This is a genomic window from Brevundimonas goettingensis (assembly GCF_017487405.1).
Classification (GTDB): Bacteria; Pseudomonadota; Alphaproteobacteria; order Caulobacterales; family Caulobacteraceae; genus Brevundimonas; species Brevundimonas goettingensis.
In genome coordinates this window covers 3,640,973-3,662,500 of record NZ_CP062222.1, presented here as the reverse complement: position 1 = coordinate 3,662,500, position 21,528 = coordinate 3,640,973, and the positions used below count along the sequence as shown (strand labels likewise).

The 21,528-nt window shown below is 67.9% G+C and carries 24 protein-coding genes and 1 riboswitch (1 of these 25 running past the window's edge); of the genes, 16 read left to right on the top strand and 8 right to left on the bottom strand.

Annotation, left to right across the window (positions count from 1 at the left end; translation table 11 throughout):
• The 5 genes from IFJ75_RS18040 to IFJ75_RS18020 form a co-directional block, all read left to right on the top strand.
• A protein-coding gene (locus tag IFJ75_RS18040; protein ID WP_207870085.1) for an Hsp20 family protein crosses the window boundary here: on the top strand, positions 1-324 show its 3' portion. The gene continues 96 nt to the left of window position 1, outside the view; the window shows 324 of its 420 coding nt (coding positions 97-420); the start codon falls outside the window, past its left edge; the stop codon is at positions 322-324.
• Positions 325-407: 83 nt separating this feature from the next.
• On the top strand, positions 408-668 hold the full coding sequence (locus IFJ75_RS18035) for a DUF1150 family protein (protein ID WP_207870084.1): 261 nt from the start codon (positions 408-410) through the stop codon (positions 666-668).
• A gap of 127 nt (positions 669-795) precedes the next feature.
• The gene (locus IFJ75_RS18030) at positions 796-1,476 is read left to right on the top strand and encodes a nucleoside/nucleotide kinase family protein (RefSeq protein ID WP_207870082.1); all 681 of its coding nucleotides are present in this window, start codon (positions 796-798) and stop codon (positions 1,474-1,476) included.
• Entirely contained in the window at positions 1,469-2,677 is a 1,209-nt protein-coding gene (locus tag IFJ75_RS18025) for a BaiN/RdsA family NAD(P)/FAD-dependent oxidoreductase (protein ID WP_207870080.1), read from the top strand. The genes IFJ75_RS18030 and IFJ75_RS18025 overlap by 8 nt, the downstream gene beginning before the upstream one ends.
• 274 nt (positions 2,678-2,951) lie before the next feature.
• Positions 2,952-3,308 (top strand): TFIIB-type zinc ribbon-containing protein, encoded by a 357-nt coding sequence (locus IFJ75_RS18020; protein WP_207870079.1) that lies wholly within the window; start codon positions 2,952-2,954, stop codon positions 3,306-3,308.
• 3 nt (positions 3,309-3,311) lie between these two features.
• Here the strand turns inward: IFJ75_RS18020 and IFJ75_RS18015 are convergent, their stop codons facing one another.
• On the bottom strand, positions 3,312-5,021 hold the full coding sequence (locus tag IFJ75_RS18015) for a hypothetical protein (RefSeq protein ID WP_207870078.1): 1,710 nt from the start codon (positions 5,019-5,021) through the stop codon (positions 3,312-3,314).
• A 165-nt stretch (positions 5,022-5,186) separates the two neighbouring features.
• On the opposite strand from IFJ75_RS18015, the gene IFJ75_RS18010 reads away from it, so the two are divergent.
• The 7 genes from IFJ75_RS18010 (at position 5,187) to IFJ75_RS17980 (ending at position 10,390) form a co-directional block, all read left to right on the top strand.
• The gene (locus tag IFJ75_RS18010; protein ID WP_207870076.1) at positions 5,187-5,891 is read left to right on the top strand and encodes a response regulator transcription factor; all 705 of its coding nucleotides are present in this window, start codon (positions 5,187-5,189) and stop codon (positions 5,889-5,891) included.
• Positions 5,860-7,512, top strand: a complete 1,653-nt coding sequence (locus tag IFJ75_RS18005; RefSeq protein ID WP_207870074.1) for a stimulus-sensing domain-containing protein — start codon at positions 5,860-5,862, stop codon at positions 7,510-7,512. Before IFJ75_RS18010 ends, IFJ75_RS18005 begins: the two co-directional genes overlap by 32 nt.
• A 9-nt stretch (positions 7,513-7,521) precedes the next feature.
• Positions 7,522-7,983 carry an HPr kinase/phosphorylase gene (locus tag IFJ75_RS18000; RefSeq protein ID WP_207870072.1) on the top strand — a complete coding sequence of 154 codons (462 nt, stop codon included), beginning with the start codon at positions 7,522-7,524 and terminating at the stop codon, positions 7,981-7,983.
• Between the two features lie 110 nt (positions 7,984-8,093).
• Complete coding sequence (locus IFJ75_RS17995) at positions 8,094-8,498, top strand: PTS sugar transporter subunit IIA (RefSeq protein WP_207870070.1); 405 nt, start codon at positions 8,094-8,096, stop codon at positions 8,496-8,498.
• Positions 8,499-8,508: 10 nt separating this feature from the next.
• Positions 8,509-8,784, top strand: coding sequence for an HPr family phosphocarrier protein (locus IFJ75_RS17990; RefSeq protein ID WP_207870068.1), 276 nt, complete (start codon positions 8,509-8,511; stop codon positions 8,782-8,784).
• Positions 8,785-8,844: 60 nt separating this feature from the next.
• Complete coding sequence (locus tag IFJ75_RS17985; RefSeq protein ID WP_207870066.1) at positions 8,845-9,633, top strand: cytochrome b/b6 domain-containing protein; 789 nt, start codon at positions 8,845-8,847, stop codon at positions 9,631-9,633.
• The gene (locus tag IFJ75_RS17980) at positions 9,626-10,390 is read left to right on the top strand and encodes a molybdopterin-dependent oxidoreductase (protein WP_225896891.1); all 765 of its coding nucleotides are present in this window, start codon (positions 9,626-9,628) and stop codon (positions 10,388-10,390) included. Before IFJ75_RS17985 ends, IFJ75_RS17980 begins: the two co-directional genes overlap by 8 nt.
• Here IFJ75_RS17980 and IFJ75_RS17975 read toward each other — a convergent pair.
• From IFJ75_RS17975 to IFJ75_RS17965, 3 genes are all read right to left on the bottom strand, one after another.
• Positions 10,387-11,427 (bottom strand): oxidoreductase, encoded by a 1,041-nt coding sequence (locus tag IFJ75_RS17975; protein ID WP_225896890.1) that lies wholly within the window; start codon positions 11,425-11,427, stop codon positions 10,387-10,389. The genes IFJ75_RS17980 and IFJ75_RS17975 overlap by 4 nt on opposite strands.
• 178 nt (positions 11,428-11,605) lie before the next feature.
• Positions 11,606-12,652: a ribonucleotide-diphosphate reductase subunit beta gene (locus tag IFJ75_RS17970; RefSeq protein ID WP_207870064.1), complete on the bottom strand. Its 1,047-nt coding sequence runs from the start codon at positions 12,650-12,652 to the stop codon at positions 11,606-11,608.
• A 236-nt stretch (positions 12,653-12,888) separates the two neighbouring features.
• The gene (locus IFJ75_RS17965) at positions 12,889-13,446 is read right to left on the bottom strand and encodes a hypothetical protein (protein ID WP_207870062.1); all 558 of its coding nucleotides are present in this window, start codon (positions 13,444-13,446) and stop codon (positions 12,889-12,891) included.
• Positions 13,447-13,627: 181 nt separating this feature from the next.
• Here IFJ75_RS17965 and IFJ75_RS17960 point away from each other — a divergent pair, with 181 nt between their 5' ends.
• Positions 13,628-14,296, top strand: a complete 669-nt coding sequence (locus tag IFJ75_RS17960; protein WP_207870060.1) for a glutathione S-transferase family protein — start codon at positions 13,628-13,630, stop codon at positions 14,294-14,296.
• A gap of 18 nt (positions 14,297-14,314) precedes the next feature.
• Here the strand turns inward: IFJ75_RS17960 and IFJ75_RS17955 are convergent, their stop codons facing one another.
• Complete coding sequence (locus IFJ75_RS17955; protein WP_225896889.1) at positions 14,315-16,483, bottom strand: response regulator; 2,169 nt, start codon at positions 16,481-16,483, stop codon at positions 14,315-14,317.
• A gap of 122 nt (positions 16,484-16,605) precedes the next feature.
• Positions 16,606-17,574 carry a class 1 fructose-bisphosphatase gene (locus IFJ75_RS17950; protein WP_207870058.1) on the bottom strand — a complete coding sequence of 323 codons (969 nt, stop codon included), beginning with the start codon at positions 17,572-17,574 and terminating at the stop codon, positions 16,606-16,608.
• A 210-nt stretch (positions 17,575-17,784) separates the two neighbouring features.
• Here IFJ75_RS17950 and IFJ75_RS17945 point away from each other — a divergent pair, with 210 nt between their 5' ends.
• Positions 17,785-17,970 carry a hypothetical protein gene (locus tag IFJ75_RS17945; RefSeq protein WP_207870056.1) on the top strand — a complete coding sequence of 62 codons (186 nt, stop codon included), beginning with the start codon at positions 17,785-17,787 and terminating at the stop codon, positions 17,968-17,970.
• 9 nt (positions 17,971-17,979) lie between these two features.
• Here IFJ75_RS17945 and IFJ75_RS17940 read toward each other — a convergent pair whose 3' ends face one another.
• Together IFJ75_RS17940 and IFJ75_RS17935 are read right to left on the bottom strand one after the other, a co-directional pair.
• Complete coding sequence (locus IFJ75_RS17940; protein ID WP_207870054.1) at positions 17,980-18,768, bottom strand: ABC transporter ATP-binding protein; 789 nt, start codon at positions 18,766-18,768, stop codon at positions 17,980-17,982.
• Positions 18,769-18,770: 2 nt separating this feature from the next.
• On the bottom strand, positions 18,771-19,340 hold the full coding sequence (locus IFJ75_RS17935) for a TMEM165/GDT1 family protein (RefSeq protein WP_207932674.1): 570 nt from the start codon (positions 19,338-19,340) through the stop codon (positions 18,771-18,773).
• Between the two features lie 151 nt (positions 19,341-19,491).
• Positions 19,492-19,639: riboswitch (yybP-ykoY riboswitch) on the bottom strand.
• A gap of 272 nt (positions 19,640-19,911) precedes the next feature.
• Here IFJ75_RS17935 and IFJ75_RS17930 point away from each other — a divergent pair.
• On the top strand, positions 19,912-20,880 hold the full coding sequence (locus tag IFJ75_RS17930) for a PAS domain-containing protein (protein ID WP_207870052.1): 969 nt from the start codon (positions 19,912-19,914) through the stop codon (positions 20,878-20,880).
• 101 nt (positions 20,881-20,981) lie between these two features.
• The gene (locus IFJ75_RS17925) at positions 20,982-21,371 is read left to right on the top strand and encodes a response regulator (protein WP_207870050.1); all 390 of its coding nucleotides are present in this window, start codon (positions 20,982-20,984) and stop codon (positions 21,369-21,371) included.
• Positions 21,372-21,528 lie beyond the last annotated feature (157 nt).

Genomic DNA, 21,528 nt, shown 5'->3' with positions numbered 1-21,528 from the left:
AGCTATCCGCCCTATAATGTGGAGCAGCGCGGCGACAACGAGGTCCGGATCACCCTGGCGGTGGCCGGCTTCACCCCCGACGACCTGACCATCACCCTTGAAGGCCGCCAGCTGACCATCGCCGGCAAGCGCGAGGATGCCGGAAAGGTCGATCAGGCCTTCCTGCATCGCGGCATCGCGGCGCGCGGCTTCGTCCGCAGCTTTGTCTTGGCCGATGGGCTGGAGGTCGAGGACGCCTCGCTGGAGCACGGCCTGCTGCATGTCGATCTGGTCCGTCCCGACGACGCCAAGGTCGTGCAGAGAATTCCGATCCGCGCAGGCTAGGTCCAGACTCGCATTTTCCGGCGCGAAAACAGCGCCGAACCGTCCGCTCCCCCGGGCGTTACAGTTTTGAAGGAGGCGGTCCCATGACGCCGACGATGATTATGACCAAGGAAGCTTTCGCCGGTCTGGGCGCCCCGGACCTCGTCTATGTGCGCGAGATCAGCGCCGCGGACGTGATGGGCGACGCCAAGATCGAGGACGCGCGCGGCCTGGAGATCGATCCGGAACAGACCCTCTATGCGGTGCACAGCGCCAATGGCGAACGTCTGGCCGTGATGCTGGACCGCGAGACCGCCTTCGCCGCCGCCGTGGCGCATGAGCTGGCGCCGGTGTCTGTGCACTGACCTTGAAGCATCGGTAACGCTCGCGCCGCGGGCGTTCGCTACCTGAGCGACGATATCCCCACCGTCTGAGGATGCCTGTGTCTCGGCACGGTTGCCGTCTCGCGCCCCGGCGGCTAACCGTCCGGACATGATTATGGTTGCGATCGAAGGCATTGACGGCTCCGGCAAGGGGACCGCGACGCGGGCTGTCTGCGCGCTTCTGGAAGAGGCGGGATTGACGGTCGCGACCCAGAGCTTCCCCAACTACGGCAAGACCGCCGCCGCCCATGCGGTGCAGGCGGTGCTGAACGGCGAGGTGAAGGTCGATTCGGCCTATTATCTGGCCAGCCTGTTCTCGCTGGACCGGGCCGAGACCTTCCTGACCTCAGCGATGCCCGAGGTCGATGTGGTGGTGTTCGACCGCTATGTCCTGTCGAACGCCGCCTTCCAGATGGTGCGTCTGCCCGAGGACGAGCGCGACGCCTTCCTGACCTGGCTGTTCGACTATGAGTACAACCGCCTCGGCGTGCCGAAGCCGGATCTCAACATCCTGATGCGGATCGACCCCGAGATCGCCGCCCAGTGGGTGGCGAAGAAGGCGGCCCGGTCCTACACCTCGGCGACCCGCGACGCCTTCGAGGCCGACGACACCTATCAGCAGCGGGTCTCCGACGCCTATTCCAGCATCGCCACCCGTCAGGTGAACGGCCCCTGGGCCATCGTCGAGGTCGCCGACGTCGACGGCATGAAGACCCCCGAGGCCATCGCCGCCGAATGTCTGGCCCTGATCCGTCAGGCGATGGACGTCAAAGCCGCCGCGCATGGCTGAGACCGTCGACGTCCTGATCGTCGGGGCGGGGGCGGCCGGACTGATGTGCGCCATCGAGGCCGGTCGGCGCGGGCGCCGGGTTCTGGTCGTCGATCACGCCCGGGCGCCGGGCGAGAAGATCCGCATCTCGGGCGGCGGCCGCTGCAACTTCACCAATACGGGCACGACGGTCGCCAACTTTCTGGGCGAGAACCCGCGCTTCGCCGCCTCGGCGCTGAAGCGTTACAGCCAACACGACTTCATCAAGCGCGTCGATCAGGCCGGCATCGCCTGGCATGAGAAGACGCTCGGTCAACTGTTCTGCGACGACAGCGCCAAACAGATCATCCGGATGCTGGTCGATGACCTGCGGGCGGCCGGGGCGACGCTGAAACTCAATACCGGCGTCGATGCGGTTCAGCGGTCCGGCGATGGTTTCGAGGCCCGGCTGTCGGACGGATCCGTCGTGCGGGCGGCCTCCCTGGTCGTGGCGACCGGCGGCAAGTCCATCCCCAAGATGGGGGCGACCGGCTGGGCCTATGAGATCGCGCGGCAATTCGGCCTGCGCGTCACCGAGACGCGGCCCGCCCTCGTGCCCTTGACTTTCGAGACCGGGCTGCTGGAACAGCTGCTGCCTCTGGCCGGGGTGGCGGTCGACGCCGTGGTCTCGGCCGAGAGGAAGGACGCGCCTCCCTTCGCCGAAGCCATGCTCTTCACTCACCGGGGTCTCAGCGGCCCGGCCATCCTGCAGATCAGCTCATACTGGCGCGAGGGCGAGGCGATCCGCGCCGACATGGCTCCCGGCGTGAAAGTGTTCGAGGCCCTGAAGGCGGCCAAGGAGGCCAACGGCAAACAGGCCCTGGCCACCGCGCTCGGCCATATCATCCCGCGCCGGCTGGCGGATTCGATCCTGCAGCGCGAAGGCCTGCAGACGCCCGGCCGGGAGGGCAAGCTGGCCGAACTGGGCAATGCGAAGCTTCAGGCCCTCGGCGCCGCCGTGAACGGCTGGACCGTCAAACCGGTGGGCTCGGAAGGCTATCGCACCGCCGAGGTCACCCTGGGCGGGGTCGATACGGCTGCGCTGGATCAACGGACGATGGCCGCCAACGCCGTCCCCGGCCTGTTCTTCGTCGGCGAAGCGGTGGACATCACCGGCTGGCTGGGCGGCTATAATTTCCAGTGGGCCTGGTCGTCGGGCTGGGTCGCGGGCCAGAGCTGCTGACCAAGGCTGCTGGGTCCCTGCCTGCGACCTCCCGCCGCGCGACCTCTCGCCGGATTGGCGGGCGGACCCTGACTTCCTAGCTTTCAGACGCGGGACGGGCCCCTCTGGCGTCGTCTTCCGGATCCATCACGCCGACGGCTGTCCCCCCAGTGCGAGGCGTGTTCCGGAAGTCGGCGCGATGTCGGACCGCATCGGGTGCGCCCGACGGATGGCTTGTCCCCTCTTAACGGCCGGCCGTCGGGCGCCTCGAACCCCGTTCACAAGAGGACCGACCATGCCGCTGTTGATGTGCCCCAACGATTCGTCCGCCATGCAGACCATGGAGCGCTCCGGCGTCCAGTTCGACATGTGCCCCAGCTGCCGGGGCGTGTGGCTGGATCGCGGAGAGCTGGAGAAGCTGATGGAGGCCGCGACCGCCGATGGCCGCGCCTCGACGCCGGCGCAGCCCGCCCCCCAACCCGCCTACGCCCCGCCGCCGCAACAGCCGCCACAGCAACCGTGGGGCGGAGGCTCGGCCTACCGCGACGACCACCGGCGCGACGATCACCGGCGTGACGACCGCTATCGCCACGACGACCGCGATCACTACAAGAAGAAGAAGCGCGACAGCATCTTCGACATCTTCGACTGAGGCCTAGGCGGCCAGGCCCGCCGACTTCATCAACCCCTTGAGCTCGCCGAGCGCTTCCGGCGCGGCGCCCAGGGCGACGCGGGTGTCGGGCGCCCGGAACAGGCGGATGACCTCGGCCTTGGCCCGGTCGGCGGCGGGGCCGAAGGGCGCCGTCTCTCCGGCCGCCAGCCGTAGCAGCACCGCCAGTTTTTGCGGCGCCGGCGCCTGGGCCTTGGCCAGCTGAGCCGTCAGCTTCGCCTCGCCCTCGACCACCCCGCCCACCTCGCCGATGGCGGCGGTGATCTGGGTCTCGTCATGTTCGGCCAGGGCGCAGGCCCGGACCGAACGCTGCAGGCCGGCGAGGACATGCAGCTTCTGGGTCGGACGCGTGGTCGCGTTGCGCATCTCGGTTTCGAACCGCAGGGAGGTCACGCAGGCCACGAGCCAGCGCGCCGCCGACCGCTTGTTGGCGCCGCCGGTGACGTTCTCGCACAGGCGCGTCAGGGTCTCGGCCTCGCACAGGACGGTCTCGCACAGGCTGACATAGGCCTGGACGAAATCGGCGGTGACCAGGCTCTTGGAGCGTTCGATGAAGGCGTTCTGGACCTCCTCCATCGTCAAAAGACGCCCCGCCGTCGCGGTCAGGGACATGGCCAGGGTCCGCAGGATGTCGATCTCGCCGACCGGATCGGTCGGACGCAGGCGACGCGGCCCCATCAGCTCGCGCAGAACCAGTCGCGCCAGGGAGGCAGCCAGGATCGGGAATTCACCCGCCGCCAGATGCTCGCCCAGCCGGGCCGCGGGGCCGTCGACGATGGGCATCAGCAGGGCCAGACGCGGGTCGGCCCGAACCAGACGGTCGATCTCGCGCGGGGCCACCATGCGCACGATGGCGGCCATGCTGCCGCCCTGGTCCAGCGACGGACCGAGTATTTCCGCCAGGTTGGTCCGGCTGGCGAACAGCTCGCACAGGATCTGTTCAAGTCCGACGAGAACCAGGGCGCGCGGCGGCCCCGACGGCGGAGCCCGGTCGGCCAGGTCCATCAGGGCCCCGAGCCGCGCCCGGGCCCCCTTGATCCCGACCAGGGCGCCGCAGATCACGCCGCCGATGATGAAGGCCCGGTCCGGCGCGCCCGAGATCCGGTGCGCGATATCGGCCAGGGAATGGTCGGCCAGGTTGGAGAACAGATTGCGGCGGCCGGCCGTGATGACCCGCTCCATCGCCTGACCGGTGAGCTTCTGGTAGTGGCGGATCAGGTCGTGGGTGGCCATTCCGTTGGCCTGGGCCTCGGGAATGGCGATCTTCTGAAGCGCGTGCTGCAGCTCGACCCCGGAGGCCTCCAGCCTCTCCACCAGATCGGGCCGGTGCAGCAGCTCATAGGGGGTGGCGCTGTTGCGGTGCAGCCAGTCCTCCAGCACCCGTCCGATCAGTTCGCGCGCATGCGGCGTATAGAGATCGCCCGGCTGTTTGCACGCCGGTCCGGTGTCGATCTCGGCGACCTTCTTCCTGGGCGCCTCGGCCGCGCCCCGGGTCATCAGAACGACGGTGTTGAACTCCATCGTATCCGGATCGAGGGTCTCCTTGGTGACCTTGACCGCCACCGCCTGTCGGTCGCGCATCAGGTCCTCGGCGGTTTCGATCGCGTTCTTGCGGTCCTCGGTCGCCATGGACAGGGTCCAGGGCGAGGGCGCCGTCTTGCGGATATAGATCTCGTAATGGACAGGTCCGGCCATTCCGCCACCCTCGCACAGAGGCTTTAAGGCGAGGTTGAGCCCCTAAACGCTTGGTTCCGATGGGCTGTGGCCGTAATGTCACCGCGATTACAGTCGAACGGTTACGCTTGAAGTGCGTTGATCGGGTCGAACCGATTGACCGCCCACGATTTGAGGAGGCCCCGCTTGGCCAATATCACCCTGGTCGACGACGACGAGAACATCGTCGCCTCCGTGTCCCTGGCGCTCGAAAGCCATGGCCACAAGATCACGGCCTATCACGACGGCGCCACCGGACTGGAGGCGCTGGAAGCCAGCCCGCCGGACCTGGCCATCCTGGATGTGAAGATGCCGCGCATGGACGGGATGGAAGTCCTGCGCCGGCTGCGCCAGACCTCGCAGATCCCCGTCATTATGCTGACGTCCAAGGACGAGGAGATCGACGAGATCCTCGGATTCAACCTCGGCGCCGACGATTACATCCACAAGCCGTTCAGCCAGCGTCTGCTGATCGAACGGGTCAAGGCCCTGCTGCGCCGCACCGGCGCCGACGGCGGCGAGCCCGAGCCCTCGGCCGAGATTTCCGGCAAGGCCATCCGTCGCGGCAAGCTGGTCATGGACCCGGCCCGTCACGAGAGCACCTGGGACGGCAAGCCGGTCAAGCTGACGGTCACCGAGTTCCTGCTGCTTCAGGCCCTGGCCCAGCGCCCCGGCTTCGTGAAGAGCCGCGACAACCTGATGGACGCCGCCTACGACGATCAGGTCTATGTCGACGACCGCACCATCGACAGCCACGTCAAGCGGATGCGCAAGAAGTTCCGCGTGGTCGACAACGAGTTCGACGCCATCGAGACCCTGTATGGCGTCGGATACCGATACCGCGAAAGCTGATCCCGCCCGCGAGGGTGAAGAGGCCACGACCCGCCGCCTGAAACGCTTCGGCGGGTCGCGGCTGGGCGGGCTGATTCTCGTCCTGAACCTGCTCAGCCTGCTGATCCTGTTCGGCGGCGCCCTGCTGCTCAACGAGTGGCGGCGCGGCCTGGTCGAGGCGCGCGAGGAAACCCTGATCGCCCAGGCCGAGCTGCTGGCCAATGTGCTGGCGGACAAGGAATATACGGTCGGCGAGCCGATCCCGCAGTTCAACATCGAAAAGACCCCCGGCCTGCTGCGGGACATCTTCATCCCCGAGGGCCAGAGGGCGCGTCTCTACGACGCTGACGGCCTGCTGTTCCTCGACAGCTATACGGTCACCGAAAACATTCCCGGCGCCCCCCTGCCCCCGGCACGGCCAGCCGGGTCCCGGGCGCCGGACACGCGCAAGACGGAAGAACGCAACGCCGCCACAGTCCGCAAGGCGGAGGCCGCCCTGATCGCCGAGGTCGAGCGCGCCCTGCGCGGCGAACCCCAGGCCGAGGTGCGCGTGTCGGAGACCGGCGACCGCGTGGTCTCCGTCTCCATTCCCGTGCGCCATGTCCAGAAGATCCTCGGCGTCCTGACGCTGGAGGCTGGCGACGTCGACGAAATCCTCGACAACCAGCGCCGGGCCCTGACGCCCTTCGCCCTGGTGGCCCTGGCGGTCAACCTTCTGGCGTCGCTCTTGCTGCACCTGTTCGTGGCCCGGCCGGTGATGCGGCTGTCGGCCGCCGCCGACGAGGTCAAACAGGGCCGCGCCCGCGCCATCTCCCTGCCCGACCTCGAAGGCCGCAAGGACGAGATCGGCGACCTGGCCCGCTCGCTGGAGAGCATGACCGAGACCCTGTCGGACCGGATGGACGCCATCGAGGCCTTCGCCGCCGACGTCTCGCATGAGATCAAGAACCCCCTGACCTCGATCCGCTCGGCGCTGGAGACCCTCGACCTCGTCAAGGACCAGAGCCAGCGCGACCGGCTGACCGCCCTGCTCCAGGCCGACGTCAAACGGCTGGACCGGCTGATCACCGACATCTCCAACGCCTCGCGCCTCGATGCCGAACTGTCGCGCGACCGGCCCCGGCCGATCGACCTCAATGTCCTGATCGGCGACATCGTCGGCATCTATGAGACCACCGCCAAGCCGGGCGAGGCGACGGTACGTCTGACGCCCGGGACCGGCGACACCCGGGTGCTGGGCCGCGACGGGCCGCTGGGTCAGGTGTTCCGCAACCTGATCGACAACGCCCGCTCGTTCAGCCCGGCGGGCGGCGAGGTCCGGGTCGAGCTGCATCGCAACGAGGCCGATCCGACACGGGCGCTCAGCGTGACCGTCGACGACGACGGCCCCGGCATCCCTTCCGACAACCTCGAGACGGTCTTCGAACGCTTCTACACCTCCCGGCCCCGAGGTCAGGGGATGGGGGGCACGGTCTTCGGCGCCAACTCGGGCCTCGGCCTGTCTATCGTGCGCCAGATCGTCGAGGCCCACGGCGGCCGGGTCATCGCCGAGAACCGCGCGAGCCCGGACGGTTCGGTCGCCGGCGCCCGCTTCCGCGTCGATCTGCCGACGACTCATCTGGCTGTCATCCGGCGCGGCTAGGGTCTCTCCATGACCCGCCACAAGACCGGCTCCATCCACGCGACCGCCGTCGCCCGCTTCGGCCCGAAAGGCTGGAGCGGCGTCCTGCTGACCGGACCGTCGGGATCGGGCAAGAGCGACCTGGCCCTGCGGCTGATCGGCCTGGGCTGGCGGCTGGTCGCCGACGACTATTGCGAGGTCTGGGCCTCGGGCGGCGCGGTCTGGGCCAAGGCGCCCGTGCGCATCGCCAACCTGATCGAGGCCCGTGGGCTGGGCATCGTCCCGTCGTCCGCACGCCCCCTTGCCCGGATCGCCCTGGTGATCCGCTGCGGGCCCGAGCCGGTCGAACGCCTGCCCCTGCCGGAGACCACCACCGTCTGCGGCCTGAGCCTGCCCCGGCTCGTTTTGGACACCCGTCCGGTGTCCGCGGCGAACACCGTCGAGGCGGCCCTGAAGGCCACACTCGCCGGGCTTGATGTCGCACCGCTTTAAACCGGCTCCGGTTTCCTCTATCTAGGCCCGCTTGCGGTCCGGTCGGGGCTCCCTTCCCGGCGGACAGACGCAAGACTTGCGGCCGGGGGGCGTAGTTTGGTGAAGCCTTCATGATCGGGCTGGTGATCGTCACCCACGGAGGGCTCGCCTCCGAATTCCTGGCGGCCATGGAGCATGTCGTGGGCCCTCAACGGGGCGTTGCGGCCATCTGCATCGGCCCCGAGGACGACATGGAGCGCCGCCGGCGCGACATCGTCGACGCCGCCGCCGCCGTCGATGACGGCTCGGGCGTCATCCTGCTGACCGATATGTTCGGCGGCACGCCGTCGAACCTGGCCATCTCGGTGATGGAGCAGACCCACGCCGAGGTCATCGCCGGACTGAACCTGCCGATGCTGATCAAGCTGGCCAGCGTGCGCGGGCGCGAGACATTGGAAGCCTGCGTCGCCCATGCCCAGGACGCCGGCCGCAAATACATCTCGGTCGCCTCCTGGGTTCTGGCGGGCGAGAAATAGGGACCACCGCATGCCCACATCCTCGGCCACCGCGAACATCTGCAACACCCGGGGTCTGCACGCCCGGGCCTCGGCCAAGTTCGTGAAGCTGGCCTCCAGCTTCGAATCCGAGATCCAGGTCACGCGCGACGGCACCACGGTGGACGCCCGCTCGATCATGGGCCTGCTGATGCTGGGCGCCGGCAACGGCTGCACCATCGACATCTCCGCCGAGGGCTCCGACGCCGCCGAGGCCATCGAGGCCTTGAACGAACTGGTCGCCACCCGCTTCGGGGAAGACGAATAGGGGTAACCTCCCTGCGCGTCCGGGCGTAGTCTTCGATGACGCACGGGCAGGGAGGCCTCGATGATGGATCAGACTGTCGACGAGATTCCGGCCGAGGTCCCGGCTCCCGTCACCTCTTCCCATGAAGACCGCCCCCTGCCGGGAGGCCGCACCGACACCTTCCGCCATCCCGTCTGGGTCCGCATCGGGCACTGGATCAACGCCACGGCGGTGATCGTCCTCCTGATGAGCGGGGCCAATATCCTGCTGGCCCATCCGCATCTCTACTGGGGGCTGAAGTCGACCTTCGCCGAGCCCTGGCTCGACATCCCGACCATCCCCGACTGGCTGCTGCTGCCTCAGGGTCGGGATCTGGCGACGGCCCGGCGCTGGCATTTCTTCTTCGCCTGGCTGTTTGTCATCAATGGGCTGGTCTGGCTGGCCTTCGCCTTCCTCACTAGGCGGTTCCAGACCCGGCTGTGGCCGACGACTACCGACCTCAAGGGCTTCTGGCCCTCGGTGAAGAAACACGCCCGTCTCCACTTCCCCAAGGACGGCGAGGCCCGCGCCTATAACGTCATCCAGAAGCTGACCTATGCGGCGATGGTGCTGGTGGTCCTGCCGATGATGCTGATCACGGGGCTGTCGATGTCGCCGGGGTTCAACGCCATAGGCGGGGTCCTGCTGGAGCTGATGGGCGGGCGGCAGTCGGCGCGGACCCTGCATTTCATCTCGGCGAACCTGATCCTCCTCTTCCTTCTGGTCCATGTCGGGCTGGTGATCTGGACGGGGCTCGCCAACAACATGCGGGCCATGATCACCGGCTGGTTCGTCATCGAGCCCTCGAAAGAGGAGGCCGACCGTGAGTAGTCTGAACCGCCGGAGCTGGCTGGTCAGAGCCCTTGCCACCGCCGGGGTCATGGCCCTGTCGGCCTGCGAGCGCGGGTCGCAGATCGGGACCCGGTTGCTGGTCTCGGCCGAGAGCCTGACCAAGGCGGCCCAACGGCTGATCCTGCCCCGCGACGCCCTGGCCCCGGAATATGGGGCTGACCAGATCTCGCCCGACTTCAAGCCCAACGGCTCGATCGACCCGGCGGCGGCCGACTATCTGGCGCTCAAGGCCAACGGTTTCGCCGACTACCGGCTGGAGATCGGCGGTCTGGTGGAACGCCCCTTACGCCTTTCGCTGGCCGAGCTCAGGGCCCGGCCGTCCCGCATCCAGATCACCAAACACGACTGCGTCGAGGGCTGGACGGCGATCGGCCAGTGGTCGGGGGCGAAGCTGTCGGCCCTGCTGGACGAGGCCGGCCTCAGGCCCGAGGCGAAATACATCGTCTTCCACTGTTTCGACGCCCTGACCCAGACCGAGGACGGGCCCCGGTACTATGAGAGCATCGACCTGATCGACGCCCGCCACCCCCAGACCATCCTCGCCTACGACATGAACGGCGAGGTCCTGGGCGTTCCGCACGGCGCGCCCCTGAGGCTGAGGGTCGAGCGGCAGCTGGGCTACAAACACGCCAAATACATCCGGCGGATCGAGGCGGTCGAAAGCTTCGACCATATCGAGGGCGGCAAGGGCGGTTACTGGCCCGACCGCGGCTATGAATGGTACGCGGGGATCTAGAGGGCGACCTCCCTGCCTTCGCGGCTGCTGATCATCCCGGCCTCCAGCACCTCCATGACCATCAGGGCTTCCGACGGCGGGACCGGGTTGGGGCCTTCGCCGCGCACGGCCTTGGCGACAGCGGCGTAGTAGGCGGGATAGTCGCCGGCGGGGCCGGGGGCGGAGGTGCGGGCGCCGGTCTCGCCCTCGACGATCGTCGGGGGAGAGGGATCGACGCCCCAGCCGGGGGCGCCCGGGACCATCCCGGCCTTGAGCTGGTCCTCCTGCGGGTCGAGGCCCGAGGTCAGGAAGCTGGCCCTGGAGCCATGGACGGCAAAGCGGACATCGGGGGCGGCGATCAGCATGGCGGCGTTGAGCACCACCCGCAGGCCGCCGTCATAGCGCAGGGTCGCATGGGCCCGGTCGGGCGACAGGCCGCCGTCGCGCTGGATGGCGAGGTCGCAGGTGATGCCCTCGGGGCGGCCGAACAGATTGAGGGCCTGATCGATCAGATGGGGGCCGAGGTCCTGCCAGACCCCGGCGCCGGGGGCTTCGCGCCAGCGGTCGCGGACCACCGGGCGGTAGCGGTCGAAATGGCTCTCATAGGTGACGATCCGGCCGAGGCGGCCCGAGGCGATCTCGGCCTTCAGGGCGAGGAAGTCGGCGTCCCAGCGGCGGTTCTGGAAGACGGAGAGGAAGAGGCCCTTCTCATCCGCCAGGTCAACCACCCGGCGGGCGTCGGCGAGGCTGAGGGCGAAGGGCTTGTCGACCACCACCGCCTTGCCGGCGTTCAAAGCCGCCTCGGCCTGTTCGGCGTGCAGGGCGTCGGGGGTGGCGATGACGACGAGGTCGATCTCAGGGTCGGCGAGGGCCGTCGCGAGGTCTGGGACGACGCGGGCCTCGGGCCAGTCGGCGTGGACGGCCTCGGGCCGGGTCGAGACGACGGTGTGGAGGCTGAGGTCCGGGCAGGCCGAGATCAGCGGGGCGTGGAAGGTCTTTCCGGCGAAGCCGTAGCCGACCAGTCCCACATTCAGAAGGGCTTTGTTCAAAAGAGTCATCTGCTGTCCTTACCCCTCTCCCCCAGGGAGAGGGAGGGGTCCGACGCAGAGCGGCGGGAGGGTGAGGGGTTGTGCCCCCACCGGTGGGCGGCGAACTCCCACACCCTTTCGGCTCGCGCATCGCTGCGCTCTGCGAGCCTCAAGCCCTCTCCCGCAGGGAGAGGGTCTTTCTTTGTCTTCACCCCGGGACGTGGCTCATGTCGCGGCGGGCCATCATCTTGTCGAACTCGCCCCAGACGCCTTCGGCGCCGTGCCAGGACCCTTGCGTGGCGGCCTTGGAGTATTCGGTGGCGCGGGCCTCGAAGAAGTTGGCGTGTTCGACGCCCGACAGCAGGGACTGCAGCCAGGGCAGGGGGTTTTCCTTGATGCCGTAGAGCTCGGGCAGCTTGAGCTGACGCAGGCGCCAGTCGGCGATGAAGCGGATGTATTGCTTGATGTCGTCCGGCGTCATGCCGTTCACGTCGCCGGCCTCGAAGGCCAGGTCGATGAACTTGTCTTCCAGACCGACCACGGTCTCGCAGCACTGGACGATGTCATCGGCGACGGCCGGGGTGACGCAGCCCGTTTCCTTGTTGAAGGCGTGATAGAGCTTGATGATGCCGTCGCAGTGCAGGCTTTCGTCGCGCACCGACCAGGACACGATCTGCCCCATGCCCTTCATCTTGTTCTGGCGCGGGAAGTTCATCAGCATCGCGAACGACGCGAACAGCTGAAGCCCCTCGGTGAAGCCGCCGAACATGGCCAGGGTGCGGGCGATGTCCGCCTCGGTCTCTACCCCGAACTGGCCCATGTAGTCGTGCTTGGCCCGCATCGCCTCATATTCCATGAAGGCACCGAACTCGCTTTCGGGCATGCCGATGGTTTCGAGCAGCAGGGCATAGGCCGCGATATGGATGGTCTCCATGTTCGCGAAGGCCGAGAGCATCATCTTGACCTCGGTCGGTTTGAACACCCGACCGTATTTTTCCATGTAGTTGTCCGCGACCTCGATGTCCGACTGGGTGAAGAAGCGGAAGATCTGCGTCAGCAGATTGCGCTCCTTGTCGTTCAGGTTGACGGCCCAGTCCTTCATGTCCTCGCCCAGAGGCACTTCCTCGGGCATCCAGTGGACTTGCTGCTGCTTCTTCCACATGTCGAACGCCCACGGATAGCGGAACGGCTTGTAGGCGGCCGAGGAGGTCAGGAGGCCGGGGGTTCCCGGCTTGATGATGGCGTGGGCGTTCATGGGGAGGAGGCTCTGCGAACGATTCCGTGGACTGGGATTCACCATGCGGGTTGAACGCAACGGCGCCAAGACCCAAAGCGGCTATGTTGCGATCACTTTCGTACGACACGCTATATCTAGCGTGTTTATCCAGAGGTTAACGCGATGGGCTGGGGATGGTTTGGGGACTGTCCGAGGTAGAAGCTGAGCCGTTTGGCGGTTTGAAAAACACCGCCACACCGCCAAACACCGCCACTTCACCCGTCGGACGACGGTCCTGCCGGCTCCTCGGCCGTTCCGAAATCCTCGCCCATGCGGCGGAGGAAGGCCGAGCGGAGATGATCGACCGGGGTGAAGACCGAGTTCTCACGGTCGATCCGGTCTCCGGGCCTGTCGAGCATCTGCACCAGCCGCATCCAGATCAGGGCCTGACGCGGTGAATCCGTGGCCGCCAGCTCGGCGGCGCGACGAAAGGCGAAGCGCCGCAGCTCGACCGCCGACGGCTCGAACAGAAGCTGGAACATCTCCTCGGCGCGCGCCGCCTCGATGTCGGCGAGCTCGGGATGAAGGTCGATGAGTTGGGCCTTGGTCAGGCCGCGCGCCCAGATCGGGGCGTCGCCGGGCGACAGAACCTCCACATCAGCGCGACGCCAGCCCTCGACGCCGGCGCGGCGCTGGAAGCTGCGTAGCGAGAGACCGTGGCGTTCGGCGACCACCGGAGCGCTGTCGCCGGCCAGATAGTCGTCGCGGGCGGCGGCCCAGATTTCGGGAGGCGTGCGGGACGCCGGTTTGGCGGGGGTGTCGGACTGGGTCATGAGCCGAGCCTAGGCCCGGCCTCGACCGGGGCGAGTTCGCGACGCTGAAAAACGCGCAAAGGCCTGAAGGCCAAGGGATTGGCCGCACGAATTACGATGGCTGAACGCCTCGGCCCGGCCCCCGAAAGGCTGAAACAGCGTTAGGTTGGCTGAGAACCTGATCGCGAATGAGGAGGCGGAAATGGCCGGAGAGTACATCGTCTATGGCGCGTCAGGCTCCGGCTCGATGCCGGTCGAGGCGGCGCTGACACTGATGGGCCAGCCGTTCCGGGTGGTGGAGGCGGTGACCTGGGAGGGCGAGGCCGAGCGGGACAAGGTCGCGTCGGTCAATCCGATGCGGCAGATCCCGGCCCTGATCACCCCGGAAGGCGAGACGGTCACCGAGAGTGCGGCCATCCTGCTGTTCCTGACAGAACGCCATCCGGAGGCGGGGCTGGCTCCCCTGCCCGGCGATCCCCGGAGAGGCCAGTTCCTGCGCTGGATGAGCTTCATCCCGGCGTCCGTCTATTCGATGTACTGGGTGCGCGACGTCCCCTCGCGGCTGGTGGGGCAGGATGAGGCGGCGCAGGCCGTGCTGCTGCAGCGAACGTCCGGGCGGATCGCCGACTGCTGGGCGGTGATGGAGAGCCAGATCGGGCCGACGATCGCTCCGGGCGGGTTCCTGGCGGGGCCGGGGGTCAGCGTGCTGGACCTCTATGTGACCGTCGCCAGCCGCTGGACGCCGCGCCGCAAACGCTTCGCCGAGGTCGCGCCGAAGATGGCGGAGGTGGTGAGAAGAGTGGATGCGCTGCCGGAGTTGCAGGCCTTCTGGACCGGGCGGTGGCCGTTCGCGGAGGGGGAGGAACGGTAGACCGCTCCAACCACCGGATTAAGCCGCTTCGGCTTCCACTTCAGCTGCGGCAGGCTCGGCGCGTTCGCCGGACAGCAGCCGCTCCATCGCCGCATAGAGGGCGTGGTGGGAAATGGGCTTGGGCAGGTGGTCGTCCATGCCGGCGGCGAGGCAGCGGGCGGCGTCCTCGGGCATGGCGTCGGCGGTGACGGCGAGAATGGGCACGGCGTTGCCGGCCGCGCGGATGGCGCGGGTGGCGGCCAGGCCGTCGACGCGCGGCATGCGGACATCCATCAGGATCAGGTCGAAATCCTGGGTCGCGGCCATGGCGATGGCTTCGTCGCCGTCGCAGGCCTCGGCGGTCTCGCAGCCGACGGCGGCCAGCATCAGACGGGCGACCTCGCGGTTGGCCGGGTGGTCGTCGACGACAAGGATGCGCGGGGCGGCGGCGGGGCAGTCTTCATCCTCGGCGATATCCACCGGGGCGGCCTTGGGCGCGGGCGCGGGAGACGCAGCTTGGGCGGCGGCGCCTTCGGCCAGGGCCAGGGGCAGGCGCAGGGTGAAGGTGGCGCCGTCGCCCGGGCGGCTGTCGACCACGACCGAGCCGCCCATCAGGGCCGCGTGACGCTGAACCAGGCTCAGGCCGATGCCGGCGCCGATATGGGTGCGGCTGATGGAATCGTCGCCCTGAACAAAGGCCTCGAACAGGCGGTCGGCGCCGGCCGTGTCGAGGCCGCAGCCGCTGTCGGTGACGGCGATCAGGACCTCGCCGTCGATACGGTCGGCGAGGATGGAGACGGTCCCGCGCTCGGTGAATTTCACCGCATTGGAGATCAGGTGATGCAGCGCCTGACGCAGGCGGCGGCGGTCGCCGACGAACATGAGGCCCGCATCCGGACGGATGTCGATGGTCAGGCTCAGGCCCTTGTCCTCGGCCGCGATGCGGCTGGGGGCGGCGGCGATGCCGATGACGTCGGACAGGCAGAGGGGGGCGAGCGACAGGGCGTCGTCGCCGCGCGAGATCTCGAGCACATCCTCGACCAGCATCAGCAGGGCGTCGCCCGAGCGCTGGATATGGCCCAGCTGGTCGATGGCGACGGCGTCCAGACCGGGGCGGCGGGCCAGGACCTCGGCATAGCCGGTGACGCTGTTCAGCGGGGTGCGCATCTCGTGGCTCATCAGGGCCAGGAAGCGGGACTTGGCGGCGTCGGCGTCCTCGGCGCGACGGCGGGCCTGCTGGGCGATCTCGGTGCGGCGCTTCAGGCGCTGGATCAGTCGGCGGCGCTCGGACATGACCGTCGACACCGGCAGGGCGGTGATGATCACCCCCAGCAGGAACAGATAGAAGACGCTGAGCTGGCGCAGCAGCGGCGGCACGTCCTCGAGCCCGGGCCAGGCGGCCAGACGGGTCATCAGGACCGGGCCGTGACCGGTGACGGTGGCGGCGCCGCCGATCACCGCGACCCCGATGATGGAGACCGCGACCCAGGTCGGGGCCGTTCGGAAGGAAACCAGCAGCAGGAAGGGGAAGATCAGGAACAGGCTCGGCGTCCGGTCCTGGAAGAAGCAGCTGGCGGTGATCACCATGAGCAGGGCGACCACGACCCCCGTCTCCAGCCGCGAAGCCGGGGCGGTCGAGCGGAAGCGGTGCGACTTGGCGATCAGCAGCAGGGCTGGAGCCACCAGCAGCAGGCCCAGCGTCTCCATGTCGAAGAAGCGGTGCAGGGTGAAGATATAGATCGGCAGGGTGTAGTCGCGCATCGGGCCGACGACGCTGAGGATGGCGAAGGCCGACATCAGCACGGCCGGGATCACCGCCATCAGGGCGAAGTTGGCGAGACGCTTGGGCCGGCGCAGGTCGAGGGCGGCGCCGCAGACCCGGCGCGCGATCAGGGCGGCCAGACAGGCCTCGCCCAGATTGAGCACGGCGTTCAGCCACAGGAAGGGCTGGGGATCGCCCCGCACGACGTTGCCGATAATGTTGAGGACGAAACAGGCGGCCAGGACGCGGATGGCCTGGCGCCTGTGCAACTGCAGGGCGGCGGCCAGCATGACGCCGTTTGCCGGCCAGATGACGATGGCGTCGAAGGTCCGGGCGCTCCAGATGCCGACCAGCAGACAGGCGGCGAACATCGCCACATAGGCCCAGGGCGGCGGCCCCGAGGCCTGCCCCGCGTCATGTCTGAACAGTCGCCAGCGACCGTGCATCCGGTCCCTCCCAACTGCGAACCTAAGACCCTGATCGCACGCAGAAGTTAAATTTCAGATGCCAACGGTGTCATTCGTTCCAGTTTTGAAACATCGCCAGGAGGGGGCGGCGTGAACCGGCGTCAGGCCGCCGCGATGGCGTCCACCTCATTGGCAGAGCCGAGGGCGACGGCGACGCGGTCGTGGAGCCTGGTCGGGACGACGTCGAGGATGGGTTGTGTCCCGTCGGTGGTGGCCTTGCCGCCGGCCCGCTCGATCAGCAGGGCCATGGGGGCGCCTTCATAGAGAAGACGCAGCTTGCCGGGGCGGTCGGGCTCGCGCTGGTCCCAGGGATAGAGGAAGACGCCGCCGCGCATCAGGATGCGGTGGACGTCGGCGACCATGGCCGCGACCCAGCGCATGTTGAAGTCCTTAGCCCGAGGGCCCGTCTTGCCGGCCAGGGCGGCGTCGATATAGCGGCGCACCGGTTCGGCCCAGTGGCGGCGGTTCGACATATTGATCGCGAACTCCTTCGTATCCGCCGGGACGCGGATGTCGGGATGGGTCAGTCGCCACTGGCCCTGATCGTCGAGGGTAAAGCCGGTGACGCCCTCGTTGATCGTCAGGACCAGCATGGTCTGGGCGCCGTAGACCGCATAGCCCGCCGAGACCTGATGACGGCCGCCGATCAGGAAGTCGGCCTCGGCCGGGGCGCGGCCCTCGGGCGCCGGCAGGATGGAGAAGATGGTGCCGACGGGGGCGTTGATGTCGATGTTGGACGAGCCGTCCAGCGGATCGAAGGTGACCAGATAGCCGCCCTGACGGCCGGTGGGCTCGATCAGGTCCATCTCCTCGGAGCCGACGGCGGCGACGGCGGCGCACCCTTTCAGCCGGTCGGTCAGCATGTCGTTGGTCATGACGTCGAGCTTTTTCTGCTCCTCGTCCTGGACGTTGACGCTGCCGGCGACGCCGAGGGCCCCTGCCAGGGCGCCGAGCGAGACGACGCGGGAGATAGCCACGCACTCCTCCGCCACCGCCGCGACCACCGTCTTCAGGGCCTCGGGCGCTTCCTGGCCGGCCAGCCAGTCGGAGAAGGGGGCGAAGGTCGTCATGGAAAAGAGTCCGGTTCTGCGTGCGCGCCGTTCCTAGCCCGGAAACGGCCGGGAGGGGAACTGTCGCGGTCCGCATAGGCCGCGACTGTGACGGCTGTTTACCACCCCAGGTCCCGCTCAGGTGGAACCCGGGGCGGAGGAGCCGGGTTTCGCAGAGGATTCGAATCCTCTCCCGGATCGCACAGGGAAAGGCCGCCGCCTTTCAACGCCATGGAAGAGCCGCCCCTCAACGCCGCCCAATGCCGCGAACGCGCCCGTCGCTGCTTCGAGCGGGCCATCCGCGAAGAGAGCCTGACCGCGCGCGAACAGCATCTGAGACAGGGCGAGAACTGGATGCTGCGCTGGCGGACCTGGGGGTCTGGAGACGGGCCGCGCGGGGTCAGCGGGTCGGCCTGATCGGGGAGCCTAGTCCAGATCGGCGCGGTACCAGCCGCCGCGGCGTTCGACCGTGATTGCCATGCCGAACAGGTCGGTGAGGACGGGGCCGCTCAGCAACGCCTCTTTCGATCCCTGCGCCAGCACCCTACCCTCTCGCAGCAGGACCAGCCGGTCGATCTCGGGCAGGATCTCCTCCACATGGTGGGTGACCATGATCAATGTGGTCCCGGACGCGGCGATCCCGCGCAGGGCGTCGAGGAAGCGGCGGCGAGTGGCGGGGTCGAGGCTGGCGCAGGGTTCGTCGAGCAGCAGGGCTTCTGGACGATGAACCAGGGCGCGGGCGATCAGGACGCGGCGCGCCTCGCCCGTCGACAGGGTGGCCATGCGCCGTCCGATCAGGGCTGTGGCGCCCATGCGGTCGAGGGCCTCACGGGCGGCGGCCCGCATCTCCGGCGAGACCTTGTGGTGTCGCCACAGGCCCCGAGCGGCGAAGAAGCCGGAGAGGACGGCGTCCATCACCTCCAGAGACTCCTCGCCGGCGAGGTCGGCATGGAGCGCGGGCGAGACGATCCCGAGCCGCTTCCTCAGTTCGAACACGTCCCAGCGGCTTTCGCCGAAGATGCGCACCCCCTCGCCTCCTCCCGCCGGATAGAGGTCACGCGCGATCAGGCGGACGAGGGTCGACTTGCCCGAGCCGTTGCGGCCGAGGATGGCGGTGTGGGCCCCGGCCGCGACCGAGAGGCTGACACGGTCCAGCAGGACCGCATCGCCACGCGTGACCGAGACGTCGTCAATGGAGAGAAGAAGGTCGCTCACCCCTACCCCGCGATCAGGATCCACAGGCCCGTCAGGGCGAAACCGGCCGCAGCCGCCATACGGATATACTTCAAGGGGAGACGTTTGGCCGCCGCCTCGCCCATGAAGACCGCCGGGCCGTTGACCAGCATCATTCCGAGCGTCGAACCCGCGACCACCAGCGGCAGGGTCTCGAACCGGGCCGCCAGGCCCGCCGTGGCGATCTGCGTCTTGTCGCCCATCTCGACGAGGAAGAAGGCGACGGTGGTGGCCCAGAAGATGGCCAGCGAGGTCCGGTGCGGCTTCACAGCGCCTTCATCGTCGTCGAGGGTATCGGGGATCAGGGCCCAGCCGGCGAAAGCCAGGAAGGCGAAACCGATGATCCACTTCATCCATGGACCACTCAGATAATGGACAGCAAGTGTCCCGGCCAGCGCCGCGAGGGCGTGGTTGGCGAGGGTCGCCACCAGAATGCCGAGGATGAGGGGGACCGGCCGCCGCCAGGTCGCGGCCAGGGCGATGGCCAGCAGCATGGTCTTGTCGCCGATCTCGGCGATCGCGACTAGGCCGGTCGAAATGAGGAAGGCTTCCATAAGGGTCGTCACTCGGGCGGGGTCGTAGACAAGACGAAAGGCTCGCACGCCAGACGACCCCGCAAAGGTCCGCCGACGCGAAAGCCAAAGGTCTTGCCATTCCTGTGGTCCTACGTTCGCCTCGCGGAGGCTCACGACTTGAGGACCGAAAGGTCCTGCCCTCAAGCAGCATAGCGCCGCGCGCGATGCGATAGGGCCACTGGACTCTCGCGCCATCGATGCGTCCTGAGACGAACCGAAGTCTGTTGACGCGAGCCCCGCTGGAGATGCGGGCGGCTACTCCCCAATGACAGGGGCGGCCTTTACGGCGCAGCGCCGCATCAAGGCAAGCGAGAGCGACTCGCAAGTTTTGCCGGCTGAACACCGGCTTCCGGGAGGGCTGGTTCGGCAAATGGGTCGAGGACCGCTTCCGACCCGTTGCGGACGTTAGCCCGGGGCCGGACGGATCCCGGCCGCGACGAATGGGCAGGTCCGGCCAGGCCTCTAGCACTTTAGTTATCCGGACGCAGGACTCGCTCGCACTGCGGCGCAGGTGTACCCTGCGGGCGCAGTCGGGGGACGGCGGATTTCAATGAGCGTCATGAACACCAACCCGACGGCCGTCGGCGACACCGGCGACTGCCTGAAGACCATCGGCCTCGACGGGACACTCCAAGCCATGGATAACGACGGCCTGTGCGTGATGGAGATCGACGACTTCGGCCTCGTCGCGGGTCGGCCCTGGGCCTCGCTCTGGCCGGAGGAAAGCCGTCAACTGGTCCTCGCTTCGGTCGCCGCAGCAGCCAGCGGAAAAGTCTCGCGCTTCAGCGCCGATTGCCCGACGGCGAAGGGCACGATGAAATCCTGGGACGTGGCCGTCACCCCGATCCGCAACGACAGGGGTGAGATCATCGCCTTGCAGTCCCTGTCGCATGACGTCACCCGGCGCGAACAGGACCGCCGCGAGTCGGCGCTGGTCTCTCGTGAACTGGCGCACCGGATCAAGAACCTGTTCGCCGTCGTCGACAGCCTGGTCTACCTCTCCGGCCGATCCCAGCCCACGTCCCATCCCTTCGTCGCCTCCCTGCGGGAGCGGCTCGGCGGCCTCGGGCGAGCCATCTCCTTCATCCACCCGATGGACGCCCGCGACGTCAACGAGGCTCCGCGATCGATCAAGGGCCTGATCGCGACCCTTCTCGCGCCTTATGAACAGGCCGGAGCCCACGTCGCAGTCACGGGAGACGATGCGGACGTCGGCCAGGACGCCGTCACCTCAGTCGCCATGGTCCTGAACGAACTGGCCACGAACGCTGTCAAGTACGGCGCCATGCGCGACCTCGTCGGCCATCTGGCGATCGACCTGAAGCGCGACGGAGAGCGGCTGATCCTTGTCTGGAAGGAGACAGGTGTCGGACGCCCCGCGGACGCCGTGACAGAGGGCTTCGGCACGAGCCTGTTGGACCGGACCGTGAAATCCCAACTGTCAGGCGTGATCACACGCGACTGGGCGCCCGACGGTCTGATCGTCACAATCTCACTGCCCCTGAAGCGCCTGGCCTGACACCGCACGTAACGTCGCTCTCCGAGCGTGACATCCTTGCCGGTTATCAAATAGATCCACCCGATCACGGAACGATCACCCCCAGGTCCGGTTGCGGTCACATGGCTATCCTCGACGTTCCGAACCCTGTCGTTCTCGTCGTCGATGACGAGCCCCTGCTCCGCCTCGACGCTACCGAAGCGCTTCAATCGGCGGGATGCACGACCCATGAGGCGGGCGACACCGATGAGGCTCTGCAGATGCTGGTCCTGCACCCGGACATCTCGGTGCTCTTCACCGACATCAACATGCCTGGCCCCCGGGACGGGATGGCGTTGGCCGAAGAGGTTCACCGCAAGCGGCCGGACGTGCACCTGATCATCACCTCGGGCAACGAGCGTCCGGGGCCCGCAGAAATCCCCCCTGACGGACAGTTCCTTCCGAAACCCTACGACATGGAAATCGTCGCCGGCATCGTCAGCGGCTATCCGGCGCGGGACAAGCTTGCGTAAGCGCCAGCAGACGCAGATCGCCGAACCTCCAATCCGCGAGAAGCACCCCCTCCATTCGGAGTGGTACGTCTGACCCCATTGGCGGGGGGCGCGGAATGGCGGAGCTTCGGGGCACCGCTCGGAGGCCCCACCCTGAACGGAATGGGCTCCGCACGAT